At 53.3% G+C, this 16,896-nt stretch carries 14 protein-coding genes; 6 read left to right on the top strand and 8 right to left on the bottom strand.

Features of this window, described 5'->3' with window-relative positions:
* The first annotated feature begins 206 nt into the window (after window positions 1-206).
* On the top strand, window positions 207-1,115 hold the full coding sequence (gene feaR, locus PUP35_RS09865; RefSeq protein ID WP_274243248.1) for a transcriptional regulator FeaR: 909 nt from the start codon (window positions 207-209) through the stop codon (window positions 1,113-1,115).
* Here feaR and PUP35_RS09860 read toward each other — a convergent pair whose 3' ends face one another.
* From PUP35_RS09860 to PUP35_RS09845, 4 genes are all read right to left on the bottom strand, one after another.
* On the bottom strand, window positions 1,116-1,433 hold the full coding sequence (locus PUP35_RS09860) for a YdbL family protein (protein ID WP_127730663.1): 318 nt from the start codon (window positions 1,431-1,433) through the stop codon (window positions 1,116-1,118).
* A 7-nt stretch (window positions 1,434-1,440) separates the two neighbouring features.
* Window positions 1,441-1,632 (bottom strand): YnbE family lipoprotein, encoded by a 192-nt coding sequence (locus PUP35_RS09855; RefSeq protein WP_014169918.1) that lies wholly within the window; start codon window positions 1,630-1,632, stop codon window positions 1,441-1,443.
* Window positions 1,629-4,268: a YdbH family protein gene (locus PUP35_RS09850; protein ID WP_274243046.1), complete on the bottom strand. Its 2,640-nt coding sequence runs from the start codon at window positions 4,266-4,268 to the stop codon at window positions 1,629-1,631. Before PUP35_RS09850 ends, PUP35_RS09855 begins: the two co-directional genes overlap by 4 nt.
* A 541-nt stretch (window positions 4,269-4,809) precedes the next feature.
* Window positions 4,810-5,565 carry a DUF4225 domain-containing protein gene (locus PUP35_RS09845; protein WP_115874945.1) on the bottom strand — a complete coding sequence of 252 codons (756 nt, stop codon included), beginning with the start codon at window positions 5,563-5,565 and terminating at the stop codon, window positions 4,810-4,812.
* Between the two features lie 321 nt (window positions 5,566-5,886).
* Between PUP35_RS09845 and PUP35_RS09840 the strand changes: the two genes are divergently transcribed.
* A complete protein-coding gene (locus tag PUP35_RS09840) occupies window positions 5,887-6,876 on the top strand; it encodes a 2-hydroxyacid dehydrogenase (RefSeq protein ID WP_274243045.1) in 990 nt (329 codons plus the stop codon).
* A gap of 19 nt (window positions 6,877-6,895) precedes the next feature.
* Here the strand turns inward: PUP35_RS09840 and PUP35_RS09835 are convergent, their stop codons facing one another.
* Window positions 6,896-8,104: an MFS transporter gene (locus PUP35_RS09835; protein ID WP_274243044.1), complete on the bottom strand. Its 1,209-nt coding sequence runs from the start codon at window positions 8,102-8,104 to the stop codon at window positions 6,896-6,898.
* Between the two features lie 455 nt (window positions 8,105-8,559).
* Between PUP35_RS09835 and PUP35_RS09830 the strand changes: the two genes are divergently transcribed.
* A complete protein-coding gene (locus PUP35_RS09830) occupies window positions 8,560-9,231 on the top strand; it encodes an MgtC family protein (RefSeq protein WP_127730655.1) in 672 nt (223 codons plus the stop codon).
* 60 nt (window positions 9,232-9,291) lie between these two features.
* Here PUP35_RS09830 and PUP35_RS09825 read toward each other — a convergent pair whose 3' ends face one another.
* Window positions 9,292-11,874: a bifunctional diguanylate cyclase/phosphodiesterase gene (locus tag PUP35_RS09825; RefSeq protein WP_274243043.1), complete on the bottom strand. Its 2,583-nt coding sequence runs from the start codon at window positions 11,872-11,874 to the stop codon at window positions 9,292-9,294.
* A gap of 316 nt (window positions 11,875-12,190) precedes the next feature.
* Window positions 12,191-14,263, bottom strand: coding sequence for a peptidyl-dipeptidase Dcp (gene dcp / locus PUP35_RS09820; RefSeq protein ID WP_274243042.1), 2,073 nt, complete (start codon window positions 14,261-14,263; stop codon window positions 12,191-12,193).
* A 142-nt stretch (window positions 14,264-14,405) separates the two neighbouring features.
* Between dcp and ydfG the strand changes: the two genes are divergently transcribed.
* Window positions 14,406-15,152 carry a bifunctional NADP-dependent 3-hydroxy acid dehydrogenase/3-hydroxypropionate dehydrogenase YdfG gene (ydfG, locus tag PUP35_RS09815; RefSeq protein ID WP_023292548.1) on the top strand — a complete coding sequence of 249 codons (747 nt, stop codon included), beginning with the start codon at window positions 14,406-14,408 and terminating at the stop codon, window positions 15,150-15,152.
* A 91-nt stretch (window positions 15,153-15,243) separates the two neighbouring features.
* Window positions 15,244-15,930, top strand: coding sequence for a GntR family transcriptional regulator (locus PUP35_RS09810; protein WP_014883681.1), 687 nt, complete (start codon window positions 15,244-15,246; stop codon window positions 15,928-15,930).
* A gap of 33 nt (window positions 15,931-15,963) precedes the next feature.
* Here the strand turns inward: PUP35_RS09810 and PUP35_RS09805 are convergent, their stop codons facing one another.
* Window positions 15,964-16,395, bottom strand: a complete 432-nt coding sequence (locus tag PUP35_RS09805) for a universal stress protein (RefSeq protein WP_111965759.1) — start codon at window positions 16,393-16,395, stop codon at window positions 15,964-15,966.
* A 287-nt stretch (window positions 16,396-16,682) separates the two neighbouring features.
* Between PUP35_RS09805 and ydfZ the strand changes: the two genes are divergently transcribed.
* The gene (gene ydfZ / locus PUP35_RS09800) at window positions 16,683-16,886 is read left to right on the top strand and encodes a putative selenium delivery protein YdfZ (RefSeq protein WP_014883679.1); all 204 of its coding nucleotides are present in this window, start codon (window positions 16,683-16,685) and stop codon (window positions 16,884-16,886) included.
* The last annotated feature ends 10 nt before the right edge of the window (window positions 16,887-16,896 follow it).

Genomic DNA, 16,896 nt, shown 5'->3' with positions numbered 1-16,896 from the left:
TCCAGTCTAAGAGGGGTTTTGCATTCTCGCTTTTGTCTCTGTGACATTCGCTTTGCCACCTGTGACAGGCTCCGCAAATCGCGATAATTGCCGCTTATATCGCTGTAACCGGTGAGTGTTCTTTCCTATAGTCAGCCTCATAGCTCTGACAAAATGCAACACAAATGCAACAATGCGAAAACGTTGACGGTGCAGTGAGAGAAACGATGGCGTGTGCAAGCGAGCAGGAACAGTATCAGCATTGGCTGGCGCAAATTAACCAGGTTTGCGGGCGTTTTAACGCGCAGCCCACCGGGGGTAAATTCTACGGCGAGCTGGAGACCAGCTATGCGCGCAGTCTGAAGCTCAGCACCGTGACCGCGGGTGGCGTTAACCTGTTCCGCTCCCGTCAGGAGATCAAACAGAGTAACGATGCCTGGTTCTATACCGTGTTCCAGCTCGAAGGGAGTGCAGAAATTGAGCAGGATGACCGTCGCGCGCTGCTCAGAACCGGCGATATCACGCTGATTGACGCGTCGCGTCCCTGTTCAATCAACTGGCAGGAAAAATCCCGCCAGATTTCGCTCCTGGTTCCGCGTCAGATTATTGAGCAGCAGTGTCGTTTCCAGGAGATAAGCTGCGCGACCGCCCTTTCCCGCACCTTACCCACGGTGCAGCTGAGCCATCGCCTGTTGATGGAGAGTATGAGCAATGCCGACCTGAGCGATCGTGAAAGCGAAGCCGCGCTCGAAGCGATGATCTGCCTGCTGCGCCCCGCTTTCCAGCAGCGTGAAATCATTCAGCCGCGCAAGGAGCGCCAGTTCCAGCATGTGGTGGCGCTGATTGACGACCATATTCAGTCTGAATCGCTGCGTCCTGAATGGATTGCCGCCGAGAGCGGTATGTCCGTGCGCAGCCTCTACCGCATGTTTGCCGAAAAGGGGCTGGTGGTCGCGCAGTACATTAAAAACCGTCGTCTGGATCTCTGCGCGCAGGTACTGCGCACTGCTGGCGATGATGAAAAGCTGGCGGGCATTGGCTACAGCTGGGGCTTTACCGACCATAGCCATTTTTCAACGGCGTTTAAGCAGCGTTTTGGCGTCTCGCCGGGTGAATACCGCAGGCGCTACCGCTAGCTACTTTCTGAGCCATTTTCCGTTAATGCCCTTCACATACTCGCCCGGCTGCGCGCGGGCAACCAGTTTTTGCCCTGCCATTTTGGCCACTTCATCAACCGGCAAATTATTGCTATCAGCCAGCTTCTGGTAGCTTTCCGTGCGCGCCGCGTTGATGCGATTGACCAGCGCCAGCGTTTCGGCGTCCTGCTGAATCGGGGCAAGATAACCGCTGAGGGTTTCCCCCACGCGCCCCTGCGCCCGGGCATCGTTCAGGGTGAGCGCAGCCGCCTGCACGTTCATCCCCAGCGCCAGTAAAATCAGTGCTACTCGTTTCATGGCGTCCTCAGAACAGATCGCTGCGCGATTTAAGCAGGGTTTCGACGTCTTTATCGACCTTAATGTGGATCTCATGTTCGATTTTGACATTCATATTGATGGTAATCGGCTCCTTTGGCGCAGCGACTTCAATACGCGGCGTACAGCCGGTCAGTAGCGCGGCAACGGCAACGGTGAGCACACCAGCCATCTTTTTCATTGTTGTTCCTCACTTTCCTTGCCGGTCAAACTGCGGGGAGCAGGTATCGCCGCATGTTGCTCAAACCAGGTTTGCAGGTTGTCCCCAAAGCGCAGGCTACGCCAGAGGGTAAAGACATTCTCGTCATGGGTATAGTTCAGGTTGACGGAGCTGCTTTTGCCATCCACCTGGCTGTTCCCCTTGATGGTCGCCTGCATGGTTAATTCACCCAGATTATCTAAATTGATTCTCGTCCACGAACGCGAAATTTCCATATAGCGGAGCCAGTTAATCGCGGCACCCGCGACCATATTATCTTTGACGATGGCGTCGGCCGTATCTTTGTCGATGCGCAGCGTCATTGGGCCCGGGTTGGTGAGCCAGCCATCTTCAATGATCCATTTTTCATTGTCCAGCCAGAACGGCAGCGCCCCGCTGACTGGCCCCGACATGGCAAACTGTTTCGGATTAACGGCGCTAATCAGCTCGCTCGAAGAGATATTGTCCACCCGCAGCAGGGCCGGATCGTGCTGCGGCATCCGCAGCTGCTGCATGGTGATCTTCCCGCCGAGGGTTTCTACCTTCACGTTGGTGAGCAGCAGCGGATTGTCCTCCGTCCAGGGATAGTCCCCCTGTAGATCGGCAGTAATGTTGCGCGCGGTCACCAGGTTTACCACTTCGCCAATGCGCAGCGTCACCGGTCCGCGCGTGCCCAGAGACCAGGTTCCGTCGCTGAAGCGGAACGGCAGCACAAAATCGACGCCGTTAATCTGGTTATCCGGCATCCAGGCGCTGCCGGATTTCAGCACGCCGTGCCCGCCCGCTTCAAAACCCTGATCGGCCGCCGCCGAGAAGGCGACCTGCGCATACAGTTCCCCGTCGCGCAGCGTCATTTTCCAGTCAGGCGGGAGCAGCGGCTGGAATACGGTGAGAGACTGTTTCGGCCACCAGGCCTGCCCGCGCAGGCGTACGCCATCCCAGCGCCCGTTTACCTGTACCGGACCGATTTTGTCCGCGTGGAGGTCACCCTTAAACTGAAAAATAGTCGGGTCGCTGCCGTCGACGCTAAAGGTCAGGACCGATGGCGGCAACACGCTGCCGCCGGAGAAACGGGTTTGCCCGGCGTTAAGCGACAGCGCGCCGCTGAAGGTCGGTTTTTCGGGGTCACGCAACCAGCGCACCGGTTGATCCAGCACCAGGCGAGGCTTGCTGACCTCCATCGTGCCGTACTGGAGCTTGTCAAAACCGGTGGAGAGCGCCGTCAGCTCAATAAGATTGTCGCGCCACTCGCCTTTCCCGGCGACATCCCAGCGGGCATGCATCGGCGTAAAACCGCCTTTCCCCCAGTAGCGCCACTGCCACAGGCCGTTATCGGGTAAGAAGTCGCTGGCCTGACCGTCCAGGTGGAGTTCAAAATCGCCCATCTCGTTTTCATGGGCGCGCAGAATAGCCTGCAGACGGCCGTCCACGCCCTTCTGGGTGAGCTTCACGCCCGCCAGCGGCCAGCGGATTTCATCGATATCGAGTGAATCAATGATGCGCCCGCGCGAGCGGAGCAGCGCGCCCGGCTCAAAGGCCAGCTTCGGTTCATACAGGCTGCCGGTCAGCGTTGCGGGCAATTTAGCGTAAAGAATGAGATCGTTTTGCTTTGCCTCGCCGCTCAGGTGCAGAGGCATGTCGCTGTTTTCCATGCTGAGCCTGCCTGGCCCGATATTCAGTACCGCGTTCCCTTTCCCCGCATCACCGTGGGTAAGCACATTCAGCCGTCCGGTCAGGGTGGTTTTCTCCAGCCCCTGCTGCCAGTTGTCGGCGCGAAGGGACACCCGCCCGCTCAGCGGCATACCCGAGAGATCCCAGTTCCAGCGCCCGTCGCTGATGTTCAGCTGTTCCGCCGTGATCTGCCACGGCAGGTCGAGCAGCGGATCGGGATTGTCCCGCGCCATCACCACCAGCTGTCCCTGATTGTCTTCCCAGTCCAGATCGGCATCGACCAGAGACGTCAACTGTGGCACGTTAAAGGTCGCGACCGCGTGGCCTTTCACCGGTACGCCATCCGGTACCAGCGGCAGGGTAAATTCGCCCACCAGCTTAATCGGCTGCGGCTGGTCCGGGAGCTGTACATCGAACTGGCTGACCGAGAGCGTCTGACCGCGAAGCGTGCCTTTAATGCTGACCTGCTCGCCTTTATAGGCGATCTCCTGACTGGACGGGGTCAGCGACGCACGCAGCTCGCCCTGCCACTGCTGCCAGGGAGAGAGCGTCAGACGGTGAATCGTGAGCCAGGTATTGGGTAATACTGCCTGCCATTGCGCGAGCGTTTTCGGGGCGACCGTTGAAGGCGCTGACGGAGGAATTTTGCTCAGACAGACGGAATTTAAATCCAGCGCGCCGATATCCAGCTTCCAGCGGCTCGGATGTGACAGCGTCACGTTATCGATGCGGGCAATTTCGCAGTCTTCAACCAGATAGCGAAGATTGGGGATCACCAGCGCGTGGCGGGTTAGTTTCGGGCTCTCTTCGAACGCGATGCGCGTCCCCACGGGCAGCCAGATCCCGGCGAGCGTCGGGACCCACTGGGCGAGCGTCATCAGCAGCGTCAGCGGCAACAGTATGAACAGCAGTAAAAGCGCAAGAGCGGCTTTGTATTTACCCTTCATGGGCAGTTAATATCCTGATTTAGCGAAAGAATTAAGCCGGCAGTGCGAACATTGTCGCATGTTTAGCGGTTGAGTTGAAGTTAACGCCAGGATTAAGGATAGATGCTGGAAATAGTATGAGGTAACTTTTTTGCTATGCGTAACCTAAAGAACACATTTTATATTCAGTGGGTTACGCATCATTTCAGGCGTAAAAAAGGGAAAACACTGCGAAACTAATACCTGTTCCTGGGCATTGCCAGCAGGTAAAGCATAGCGAATATCAATGACCCCCAGTACACCGAATCGTACCGCCAGGGATCAAAATCGATATGTAAAAAACCGCGAACAAACTCATAGCCGTTGGCAAAAACGTTAATTTGGATGGCTGCAATGGCTATCACAAACAGCGTATAGGCTATGAACAGAGGATATTTACGAAGCCTGTTAACCTTGAGTTTTCCGAGGTACAACAGGCAAAAAATAACAATAGATACAATAAAATAGCACACGGCAGGTAGAATCGGTGGGGTTAATGACAACTCGAACTGTTCTGACATAATTAATTCTCTTTAGCTATCTGGTACATCTGCCAACCTGTGACGCTTCCACTGGTTAAATCCAGAGCCATCGCTGTTTTAGAAGCCTCTTGCCATCCTCTGATATAATCAGATTCGATGTTGCGGAACAGACTCCAGGATTTTTCTCTGGGAGCCAGTACTCTCCTGCCCGCGCCATAGGCTGATAAAGAGATATCAACCACACCATATACAATATCAGCTTCATTATCCCCATAGCCGAGCATCGCTGCTGCGTAACGATAAGCATCTCTTAGCGTGCCAGACCGATCTTCACGATAGAGAAGATAGTATCCATTTTCATACATGTTGTTTAGCCCATGAGTGATCATAGGTGCACCATACGCAGCACAGGCAAGACCCAGCGAACCGACGCATAAACTAGCGCCGCCATACACTTGCGCCCCACCGGCAACGAAACCGATCTGTTTAAGCGCTAAAGTCGTCGTTGTTGTCCGATTTTTTTCAACAACGATGAATAATTTAGCCTTATTGAAGGTAAGTAAGTCATCTTGTTCCTTAAGATGGTGTATCTGTTCATCAAGAACTTGAATCCCGCCTGACCAGGTCAAGCAATGCGATTCGATCTCCCTTCTCAAACGAGCAACAAGTTGTTGAGTTTCAAAAAACATGCCAGAGGAACCATAAAGCAAATGCTTTGTGGCAATTCGCTGCGCAAGATTTTCAATCTCAGAAACTTTCTCCTCGAAATGACTTTTTTCCCGATTATGGTTGTACATTCGGTCTCCCTGTCATTTTTAAACAATAACGATAATACTACCTTTGATGTTAATACATTCAAAGAGCTACGCAATATCAATGATTACGCTGGTCACGTTTTCAGGCATTGGTAAACCACTGAGTCTCCCCAATGTTAAAACTAACAGACATGTCTCTGGTGTAACCCCCTTAAGAAAGCGTTGGATATGAATATCATGGAGTTAGGGTGGACATATGCTCTAGAATAATTGATAGAACTTATTGAATTCAATAATATTTTAGAAATTGTAAGATAATTTTAATCATGCTAACGTGAATGCAAAATCACTGGAGAAAGTCTTATGAAACTCGCGGTATATAGCACAAAGCAGTACGACAAAAAGTATCTGCAACATGTTAACGAGGCTTACGGGTTTGAGCTTGAATTTTTCGACTTTCTGCTGTCCGAAAAAACCGCCAAAACGGCGCACGGCTGTGAAGCCGTCTGCATTTTCGTAAACGATGACGGCAGTAGCCCGGTGCTGGAAGAGTTGAAAAGACAAGGGGTGAAGTACATCGCCCTGCGCTGTGCGGGCTTTAACAACGTGGATCTCGATGCGGCGAAAGAGCTGGGTCTGAAGGTGGTGCGCGTTCCGGCGTACTCCCCGGAAGCGGTGGCTGAACATGCGATTGGCATGATGATGTCGCTTAACCGTCGTATTCACCGCGCTTATCAGCGTACCCGTGACGCTAACTTCTCGCTGGAAGGACTGACCGGCTTTACCATGTACGGCAAAACCGCCGGCGTGATCGGCACCGGTAAAATTGGCGTGGCTGCCCTGCGCATTCTGAAAGGCTTTGGCATGCGTCTGCTGGCGTTCGATCCGTACCCAAGCGCCGCAGCGCTGGATCTGGGCGTGGAATATGTCGACCTGCCGACGCTGTTCTCCCAGTCTGACGTGATCTCCCTGCACTGCCCGCTGACGCCGGAGAACTACCACCTTCTTAACCAGGCAGCATTTGACCAGATGAAGGATGGCGTGATGATCATCAACACCAGCCGCGGCGGGCTGGTTGATTCGCAGGCCGCTATCGAAGCGCTGAAGACCCAGAAAATTGGCGCGCTGGGGATGGACGTGTATGAGAACGAACGCGATCTGTTCTTTGAAGACAAGTCGAATGATGTGATCCAGGACGACGTATTCCGTCGCCTCTCTGCCTGCCATAACGTGCTGTTTACCGGCCACCAGGCGTTTCTGACTGCCGAAGCGCTGATCAGCATTTCAGAAACCACGCTGGGGAACCTGCAGCAGCTGGAAAAGGGCGAAGCGTGCCCTAACGAACTGGCATAAGCGTGACGCCGGGTGGCGGCTATGGCCCACCCGGCGTACTGTCCGTTTCCCAGCTCCGGTGCGCAACGCGCCACCAGAGCAGGACGGCCACCAGCGCAATCGCGCTCAGGACACTGAATGCCGTGGCAAATGAGTAATGACCGGCAATCGTGCCGGTTAACGCCGGGCTCATGGATGCCCCTATCCCCTGCATCAGCATCACCACACTCTGCCCGGCATTGACGTGCCCGCTACCGCGCAGCAGCACAACGATAAACGACGGTACCACGACGCCCAGGATCCCTGCGGCCAGCCCGTCGAGAATTTGTACCGGGATCATCATGAGCGGCGCGTCCGTAGACGCCGCCAGCGCGGCGCGCACCGGCATCACCAGCAGCGCCAGCATAATCAAGCGCCAGTAGCCGTAGCGGTCTATTCGGTGGGCGACCCAGATGGCGACGGGGATCATCACGGCCTGAGAGATGATAACGGTGCCCGCCGCGTACAAACCGGGGTTGATCGATGCGGGTGCCGCGGCCACCCTCATGCTCAGCATCGGCAGCAGCGCGGCGTTCGCCAGATGAAACAGCAGCAGCGTCAGGCCTGTCACAAACAGCGCCCGGTTTTTCATCAGCACTGCAAAACCGGGGACCGGCAGGCTCGCTGAAGAAGAGAGCCCCCTCGCCGCGTCGTTATCGATATCCCGGTTGCGAATGGCAAGCAGCGCGCAGAGCGTTAACAGCGTGGTACAGGTCATCAGCAGGAAAATCCCGCCGACGCCCCAGTACCAGGCAATGCCGCCTGCAATCAGTGCGGTAACAAAGTTGCCGCCGTGATTGAACGCTTCGTTTCTACCCATCTGCGCGCTGAACCCGCTCTGGCCGGTCAGACCCAGCGTAATCCCGGCGATCAGCGGGCCGACAAACGCCGCACAGATACCGGTGACGATTTGCGACACGGCGACAACGCCGCTCTGCTGGCTAAACCAGAGCAGGAGCGTGCTAAGGGTGATGAGCAGGCACACCAGCGCTAGCACGGTCCGCTTGCTGCGTGAGGTGTCGGTGATGAATCCCGCCGGCAGCGTGGCCAGTAATCCCGCCAGCCCACCGGCCGTCATCAGGATGCCGATATCATCAGGGGTCCAGTGGCGTTCGGTCAGGAAAATACCGAGAAAAGGCCCCAGGCCATCGCGGACATCCGCGATGAAAAAACTTGTCAGGCACAATGCCCGCAGCGAACGAAGAGACATACTTCCTGCCTTTGTCTGTTATCGCCTGAAAAAAAGGAAATGTAGTATACCGGGTATTTTTGAAAATCAGATGACGTCTTAAAAATATGCCTTTCGAACTTAAACAATTCATAACGGAGGCTGTTTTTTCGCTTTACTCATTATTTCGCCTGACTATACTGGCAATAAATTTTCACAGGAGACCTTCGTTGGAAAGTCATTTTATCGTCGATACGAAGGTAAGCTAGCGCAATTTTCTCGCTGCTTACCTGAAAGGGTGGGCAGCAATCCTCTTTAAGCGATTGTATCCCGAAATAGTAAAACCACTCAATTTGTGGGGCATCGCATGTTCATGTTTACACATTCACTCTTTCCGCCACCGTTGTCCTGAGACGCTTTGCATTTAAACGGCGTTATGATGTGCTTAGCAAAGCACTGACGCTTATTATTTATTAACGTTTACAGGCGACAGGCTGATGTTCCCTTATATCTCTCATCTGCTCGCAGCGATGCTGCTGGGCGCAATTATTGGCGCGGAAAGACAGTGGCGCCAGCGTATGGCCGGACTTCGTACCAATGCACTGGTTGCCACGGGCGCGGCAGTGTTCATCTTAAGCTCGGTATCCACCTCTCCTGATAGCCCGGGGCGTATCGCAGCGCAGATCGTCTCCGGTATCGGCTTTCTTGGCGCAGGCGTCATTATGCGTGAAGGAATGAATATTCGTGGTCTGAACACCGCCGCCACGCTGTGGTGCTCGGCCGGAATTGGCGTGCTATGTGGTTTAGGCCAGTTCTGGAATGCCGCTATGGCCAGCTTAATTATTCTCTGCGCCAACATATTGCTTCGCGAAGCCGCGCAGCGGATTAATCAGCTGCCCGTGCTCCATGAAGGCGAAAAAAGCTATGTTCTGAAAATCACCTGTGCTGACGAGCATGAAGATGCGGTGCGGCAGAGCATCGTTAATATGGCGAAAGAGTTGACGTTAAGTCTGAAAGCGATTTATTCCGCCACGGCTCAGGCTGAGGGAAAAACCGAAATTCGGGCTGAGGTGATGACCCGTGAAGAATACCGAAAATTACTCGAACTGATTATGGGTAATATGGGTGGGAATAAAATTATCGCGTCCGTAAGCTGTCACGCAATGTAAATACTCAACCGGGCGAGAAGCCCGGTTTTTCAGTTACGCTTCCCTGAGTGAAAACGCGATTTAGAGATTTACTCTGCTTGCGTTTAAATTTAAGTCCGTAATGGCGACCGGTTTTCCAAGCAGGTAGCCCTGAACCTCATCACATTTATTTTCTTTAAGAAAAGAGAGCTGTTCGACGGTCTCCACCCCCTCTGCGGTTACCGCCATGGAATAGGCTTTCCCCAGGTCGATAATTTTCTCCACGACTGACTGGTTCTGCGGCGAGTCACCCAGGGTAAAAATAAAGCTCTTGTCGAGCTTAAGCCCATCAAACTGAAACTTCCGCAGATAGCTCAGAGAGGCGTAGCCGGTTCCGAAATCGTCAATCAGAATGCGGACGCCCATTTTTTTGAGAGACTTCATGGTCTGCAGCGTTTTTTCAGGATCGGAAAGCGTTACGTTTTCCGTCACTTCTATTTCCAGCCGGTTGGATTCAAGCCCTGTTTCGTGAAGTAACTCTTTTATCCTTTCAGCAAGATCGCTTGCCTGGAATTCGATAGCAGAAATATTTACGGATACCGATAATCCCGGCAATTTATCTTTCGTTTCCGCACACGCTTTGCGTATGACCCAGTTGCTCAGGCTAATAATAAGCCCGGTTTCTTCTGCCAGCGGAATAAACTGGTCGGGCATTATGGTCCCCCGAGTCGGGTGCTGCCAGCGTACCAGCGCTTCGACGGCCTCTATTTTAGAATACCGGAGGTTATAACGGGGCTGGTAAACCAGGTAGAGTTGTTCTTCGCGAATCGCGGTCTTCAGCTCTACTTCCAGTTTCCTGCGTTCGGTCAGCTTTTCCGACATATCCGGGCGATAATAGACCCATCGGTTTCTGCCGGATTGCTTTGCCTGATACAGCGCAATATCTGCATAGCGTAGAAGATCGTTTGCGCTGATGCTATCCCGGGGAGCCTGTGCAATGCCCATGCTTACACCTATCGCTACCTCATTCCCTTCAATGGAAAACGGTCGGTTCAGTTCTTGCACAATACGGCGACACACCTCTTCAATCTGGTCTTGCTGGCTGGTGTTGCCGAGGAGAATCATAAATTCATCACCTCCCTGCCGTGCGACAAAATCACCTCGTCGAACGCAATATTTAAGACGTGAAGCGACCTCACCGAGCAGAGCATCCCCAGTAGAGTGCCCAAAAATATCATTGACGGGTTTAAACTTGTCTAAATCGAGACAAATCATGGCAAAGGGATAATGGTTAAGGTCTTCTTTAGCCAGCTGGCCTGCCAGAAATTCCTTAATATGATAGCGGTTCGGCAGACCGGTTAATTCATCATGACGTGACAGAAACTCCACACGTTTTGTTGCTTCAACTTCCTGAGAGACATCGGTTGCCGCGCCTCGCAAAACCACCGTTCCATCAGGCTGAGCAGAAAATTTTGCCAGGAGCGTGCAATATGACGTGGTTTGATGCGCGTGAGTATAAGGACAGTTTTTAAATTCAAAGCGCTCAGTTAAGTCCCGCTGGCTGGCACAGGCATGTGATAACCCGCTAGTCGACGGAAAGAGTTCATCCAGGCTGCGGCCTATCCATTTGCTATTTTCATATCCCGTTATTGTAGTAAAACGACCTGACAGCCATGTTATCTTTAACGATAAATCTGTTTCCCAGAACCAGTCGCTCGTTGTTTCACTGACGTCCCGGAATCGTTTTTCACTCGTAATTAGATTTAATCGCGCCTGCTCAAGGAGAAAGCTATTTTCGTCAAGCATTCTCGCCTTGTGCATAATATGACGCATTAATATTAGCGTCATTGATACTGTCAGAACGACTGAAAGAATGAGTAATGGCAAAAAATAAATTATCAACGCCTGGCCGGGATTTTCACCGTCCCAGATAATTTGCACATCACCATTCTGGGTGCTTAAGGTAAATTCCGTCTGATTATTTATTTGAGAAGTCACTGTAGCCGGTGAGGTACGAACATTCAGAATGCCGGCATCCTGCCCAATCGTGAGGAATTTTTTAGCCGTTAACTTATCTATAAACACCATTGTCGAAGGTTTCCCCGGTAAGGGTTGCACGCTCGTATCATCGCCGGTCGTTATCCATTCAGCAGAAACAATGGCCGGGACCGAATTGATAAGCGTTAGCACAGAAACCGGCAATCCATTTTTTATGCTTATCTCACGCAGTAAACGGTCTTTGGTTGATTTGTCTAACCAGCGCTCCAGATCCTGAAGCTTCAGTTTCCCGTCAACCACGCTGTATCGCGTGCTCCCTTCCGGAGAGAGAACAAACACCCCTTCGTAGCCAAAGTTGTCATACAGGGACTTACCCAGATTCTGCTTATCCCATGCCCAGTGAACGTCAGTGGTCAGATGAAGATGTTTGTAGGCATCTCCCCACTCGGCATTGTCTTTCAAATGACTTCGCATGTTTTCCTGGCGGGTATCCAGGGCCTTCCTTAGCAAAAATTCATCGTGCTTGTCGCTGATTTCATTAACATTATCTTTTATTATGAGCAGGGAAATTATTGCTGCAATAAAAATACTTATCAACAACGTTACTATATAGCTAAAAGTTTTATTTATCAGGCCTTTAGAAGGCTCGGTATCCGTGAAGCCCGGATTGTTCAGAGGTAGGGTCATCTTTCGCCTTCTTGACTGCTACTGCGTCGATTCTTATGCCATTTTCATTTATCGGCACAAAATAATAAAAATTTATAGCTAAAAATTCGCAGTTAAAAGATTTTTTATTTTCACAATCCAGATCAAAGTATTAATTATTCACTCACTTACAGACTACACTTGGAAAATTATATATACCGGTAGAAGCGAGTTTTAATCTCACATTTTTTATTTATAAAGAATGCCTGTTAAAACTTTTTTGCTGAAGCATTTACCAGCAAGATGAAATTAAAAAACCGGGCGTAAAGCCCGGCTCTTTTTTCTGACGAAACTGTCGCTATTCGCTCAACCCGCGATTCTCCAGCATCGGTTCAATCTTCGGATCGCGCCCGCGCCAGCTGCGATAAAGTTCAGCCAGATCCGTGCTGTTACCACGAGACAAAATCGCCTCGCGGAATTTTTGCCCGTTTTCACGAGTTAAGCCGCCCTGCTCGACAAACCATTGATAGCCATCATCCGCCAGCATCTGCGTCCACAGGTAGGCGTAATACCCCGCCGCGTACCCGCCGCCGAAAATATGGGCAAAATAGCTGCTGCGGTAGCGCGGCGGTACGGCGGGCAGATCCAGCCCTTCTTTTTTCAACGCTGCCGCTTCAAAGCCTTCAACGTCCGAAACGGCCTCGCCGATGCCGTGCCAGTTCATGTCCAGCAGCGCGGCAGCCAGCAGCTCCGTCATGTCATACCCCTTGTTGAAATGGGTCGCGTTGAGCATGCTTTCCCGCAGAGCGTCCGGCATCGGCTCCCCGGTTTCGTAATGGCGCGCATAATGGGTAAACACCTGTGGATGGCTGGCCCAGTGCTCGTTGATTTGCGACGGGAACTCAACAAAATCACGCGGCGTATTGGTGCCGGAAAGCGTGGCGAAACGCTGGCTGGCAAAAAGACCGTGCAGCGTATGGCCAAACTCGTGGAACAGGGTGATCACGTCATCCCACGAGAGAAGCGCGATCCCGCCATTCGTCGGTTTTTGGTAGTTACAGACGTTGTAGATAACCGGACGGGCAGCAAACTCGAAGGATTGCTCGACGAAATTCCCCATCCATGCCCCGCCCTGTTTGGAATCACGGGCAAAGAAGTCACCGTAAAACAGCGCCATGCCCTCACCGGTGTGGTCGAAAATTTCCCATACGCGGACGTCCGGGTGATATACCGGGATTTCGAATCGTTCAACGAAGCGAATGCCAAACAGCTGGCTGGCTGCCCAGAATACGCCATCCTGCAGCACGGTATTGAGCGCAAAGTAGGGCCTGATCTGCGACTCATCGAGGGCATATTTTGCCTGGCGCACGCGCTCGGCATAAAACGCCCAGTCCCAGGCCTGGACGGTGAAATCGCCCTGCTCATCGTCAATGACTTTCTGAATGTCGGCCTGCTCGCGTTCCGCGCGGGCGCGCGCGGCAGGCACAATGCCGCGCATAAATTCCAGCGCGGCGGCCGGGGTTTTCGCCATCTGATCGGCGATGCTCCAGCTGGCGTAATCCTCAAAGCCCAGCAGGCGGGCTTGCCGCGCGCGCAGCGCCGTCAGACGAAGGATCAGCTCGCGAGTGTCGTTTTCATCCCCTTTCTGGGTGCGCGTCCAGCCTGCGTTGAAAAGGTTTTCGCGGGTCTGACGATTGCGCAGCGCGGAAAGCGCGGGCTGCTGAGTGGTGTTCAGAAGCGGGATCAGCCAGCGATCGTTCAGCCCTCGCTCCGCGGCAGCCTGCGCGGCGTCCGCGATTTCACCGGCGCTGAGCCCGTCAAGCTGGTGCGCGTAATCCACCACCAGCCCACCCGTTTTATCGGCAGCCAGCAGGCGCTGGTTAAACTGGCTGGTCAGGGAGGCAGCCTCGGTATTCAGTGCCTTCAGCTCGGCCTTTTCCGTCTCATTCAGACGCGCACCGGCCAGAATAAACCGCTGATACGTCTCCTCGACCAGACGACGGGATTCGGCGTCCAGCGCGGCACGGTCCTGCCAGACGCTTTCCACGCGGGCGAACAGCACGTCATTCAGCCAGACGCTTTCCACGCGGGCGAACAGCACGTCATTCAGCCAGATATCGTTTGCCAGCGCGGCAAGCTCGGTGGAGAACTGTTCTTCCAGCTCCTGTAAATACGGATTGGTGTGCGCGGAAGTCATGGCGAAGAACACGCTGCTGACGCGCGCGAGCAAAGCGCCGCTTTTCTCCAGCGCCAGCACGGTGTTCGTGAAGTCAGGCGCAGCGGCCTGAGAGACAATAGCGTTAATGTCCGCCCGCTTCTGGCGAAGGGCTTCATCGAAGGCCGGACGATAGTGGCTGTCGTCGATCTTATCAAAATGGGGTGCCTGGTAAGGCAGCAGGCTGATTTCAAAAAAAGGATTCGTGGCCGTCATCTTTCGCTCCTGAGTACGGGTATCCTCCCAGAGTAGGCCAGGCCGCCATCCCCTGCAACGCCGTCATACAAATGTTGCCTTAACGCACCCTCTGCGGCCGTGCTATGTTAGTACAACACAAAAAGCGTTGAGGAACAGTGAGATGATTATTTTAGTTACCGGGGCAACGGCAGGTTTTGGTGAAAGCATCACGCGTCGCTTCGTCGCCAACGGGCACAAGGTTATTGCGACCGGCCGTCGTCAGGAACGTCTGCAGGAGCTGAAGGACGAATTAGGCGACAGCATCCTGACCGCGCAGCTGGACGTGCGTAACCGCGCGGCGATTGAAGAGATGATTGCTAACCTGCCCGCCGAGTGGCGCGCCATCGACGTGCTGGTCAACAATGCCGGTCTGGCGCTGGGCATGGAGCCCGCCCATAAAGCCAGCGTGGAAGACTGGGAAAACATGATCGACACCAACAATAAAGGGCTGGTCTATATGACCCGCGCGGTGCTGCCGGGCATGGTTGAACGTAATCGCGGCCACATTATCAATATCGGCTCCACCGCCGGAAGCTGGCCTTATGCGGGCGGCAACGTCTACGGCGCGACGAAAGCGTTTGTGCGCCAGTTCAGCCTTAACCTGCGGACCGATCTGCACGGCACCGCCATTCGCGTCACCGACATCGAGCCGGGCCTCGTGGGCGGCACCGAGTTTTCCAACGTGCGCTTCAAGGGAGATGACGCGAAAGCAGACAAAACCTACGAAAACGCTAACGCCCTGACGCCGGAAGATGTCACCGAAACGGTCTGGTGGGTGGCGACGCTGCCAAAACACGTCAACATCAATACCGTAGAAATGATGCCGGTCAGCCAAAGTTTTGCCGGACTTAGCGTCCATCGTGGCTAAATCTGCCCTTCCCGGCCTGCGGGCCGGGTCTGTTTCGGTCTATAAAAGAATGGTAGTATATTCGGGCTAACTCTCTGAGAAATGACAACTCATGGCCGCTGAATCGCAACTCAACCCCACCCAGCCCGTAAACCAGCAAATCTATCGCATTTTGCGACGTGATATTGTCCATTGCCTGATCCCACCGGGAACGCCGCTTTCTGAAAAAGAGGTGTCCGTGCGTTTTGACGTTTCCCGTCAGCCGGTTCGTGAAGCGTTTATTAAGCTTGCGGAAAACGGTTTGATTCAGATCCGCCCGCAGCGCGGCAGCTATGTGAACAAAATTTCACTCTCTCAGGTGCGCAACGGCTGTTTTGTTCGCCAGGCCATTGAGTGCGCGGTGGCGCGCCGTGCCGCAACGCTCATCAACGACAACCAGTGTTACCTGCTGGAGCAAAACCTGCATCAGCAGCGGATTGCGATTGACCGTAAGCAGCTGAATGATTTCTTCCAGCTTGATGATGAATTCCACCAGAAACTGGCGCAGATTGCGGATTGCCAGCTGGCCTGGGATACCATCGAGAACATCAAGGCCACCATTGACCGCGTGCGCTATATGAGCCTCGATCACGTCTCCCCGCCGGAAATGCTGCTTCGACAGCATCATGATATTTTCAGCGCGCTGGAAAAACGCGACCCGGACGGCGTGGAAAAAGCGATGACGCTGCATCTGCAGGAAATTAGCGAATCCGTGCAGCTGATTCGTCAGGAAAATAGCGAGTGGTTTAGCGAAGAGTAATATTCGCCGCCCCTTTCGGACGCGGCGATGGGTTTAGCGAACGACTAACACCGGAATAGTGGCATAGCGCAGGATAGATTCCGCATTTGACCCCAGCAGATGGGTGCTGATGCCCGGATTTTTCGACCCGATGACGATCGCGTCATATTCCCCTTCTTTGCTCAGCCTGATGATTTCATCGCGGACGTTGCCAAAGCGAACCAGGCTGTCAATTTTCTCCGGCGAAATATCGAAAAGTCTTTTTAACGCGTTCATCTTCTTACCGGATTCCTCCGTCATATACTCTTCGAACTTTTTAATATCGGCGTTAAATCCACGCAGCAGGGATCGGCTGCTGGCCGGCAGAATATTGACCAGGGTAATCGAGGCGCCCTCCGCCTTCGCAAGGTTTGCCGCGTGGCGAACCGCTTTGTCGCTCAAATCCATTTCAAACACATCAACAGGCATCAAAATCTTCTTATACATAAGCCTGACTCCTTATTCCGATGAAAGGGTTATTTCCTGTACCCAGAATGGCATCAGGAATATAAACCAACCCTCAACGCTTCCCTGCTGAAACTATCAGCTAATGAAAATAACGGTCTGCTTTGTAAATTGCTGTAGTGAACCGTCAGCGCCCGGCACAATAAAGAAAAAAGTGTGAGTTTGATCAAAAACAAAAACATGTGATGCAGACAGGCGTATTTATATGCTCCGTGAACGGCAACCCTGAAATAACGCCGTAACGAAAAGGTTAGAGAGGAGAAAATACCATGATGACATACGACCGTAACCGCAATGCAATCACCACCGGCAGCCGCGTCATGATTAGCGGCACGGGCAAAACTGGCGTGATTAAAGCGATCCACAGCGACGGGCTGGATGCCGCGCAGGTGCGCCGCAGCAAAACGGTTGAAGTGGAAGGATGCGAAGGTAAGTTCGAACCGATTGAGCTGATTCGCCTGGGTATGCACTAAACGGTGCGCG

Source organism: Enterobacter sp. S-33 (genome assembly GCF_028735835.1).
Lineage (GTDB): Bacteria > Pseudomonadota > Gammaproteobacteria > Enterobacterales > Enterobacteriaceae > Enterobacter > Enterobacter vonholyi.
The sequence above is the reverse complement of the archived record's forward strand: the minus strand, read 5'-3'. Positions and strand labels throughout refer to the sequence as shown.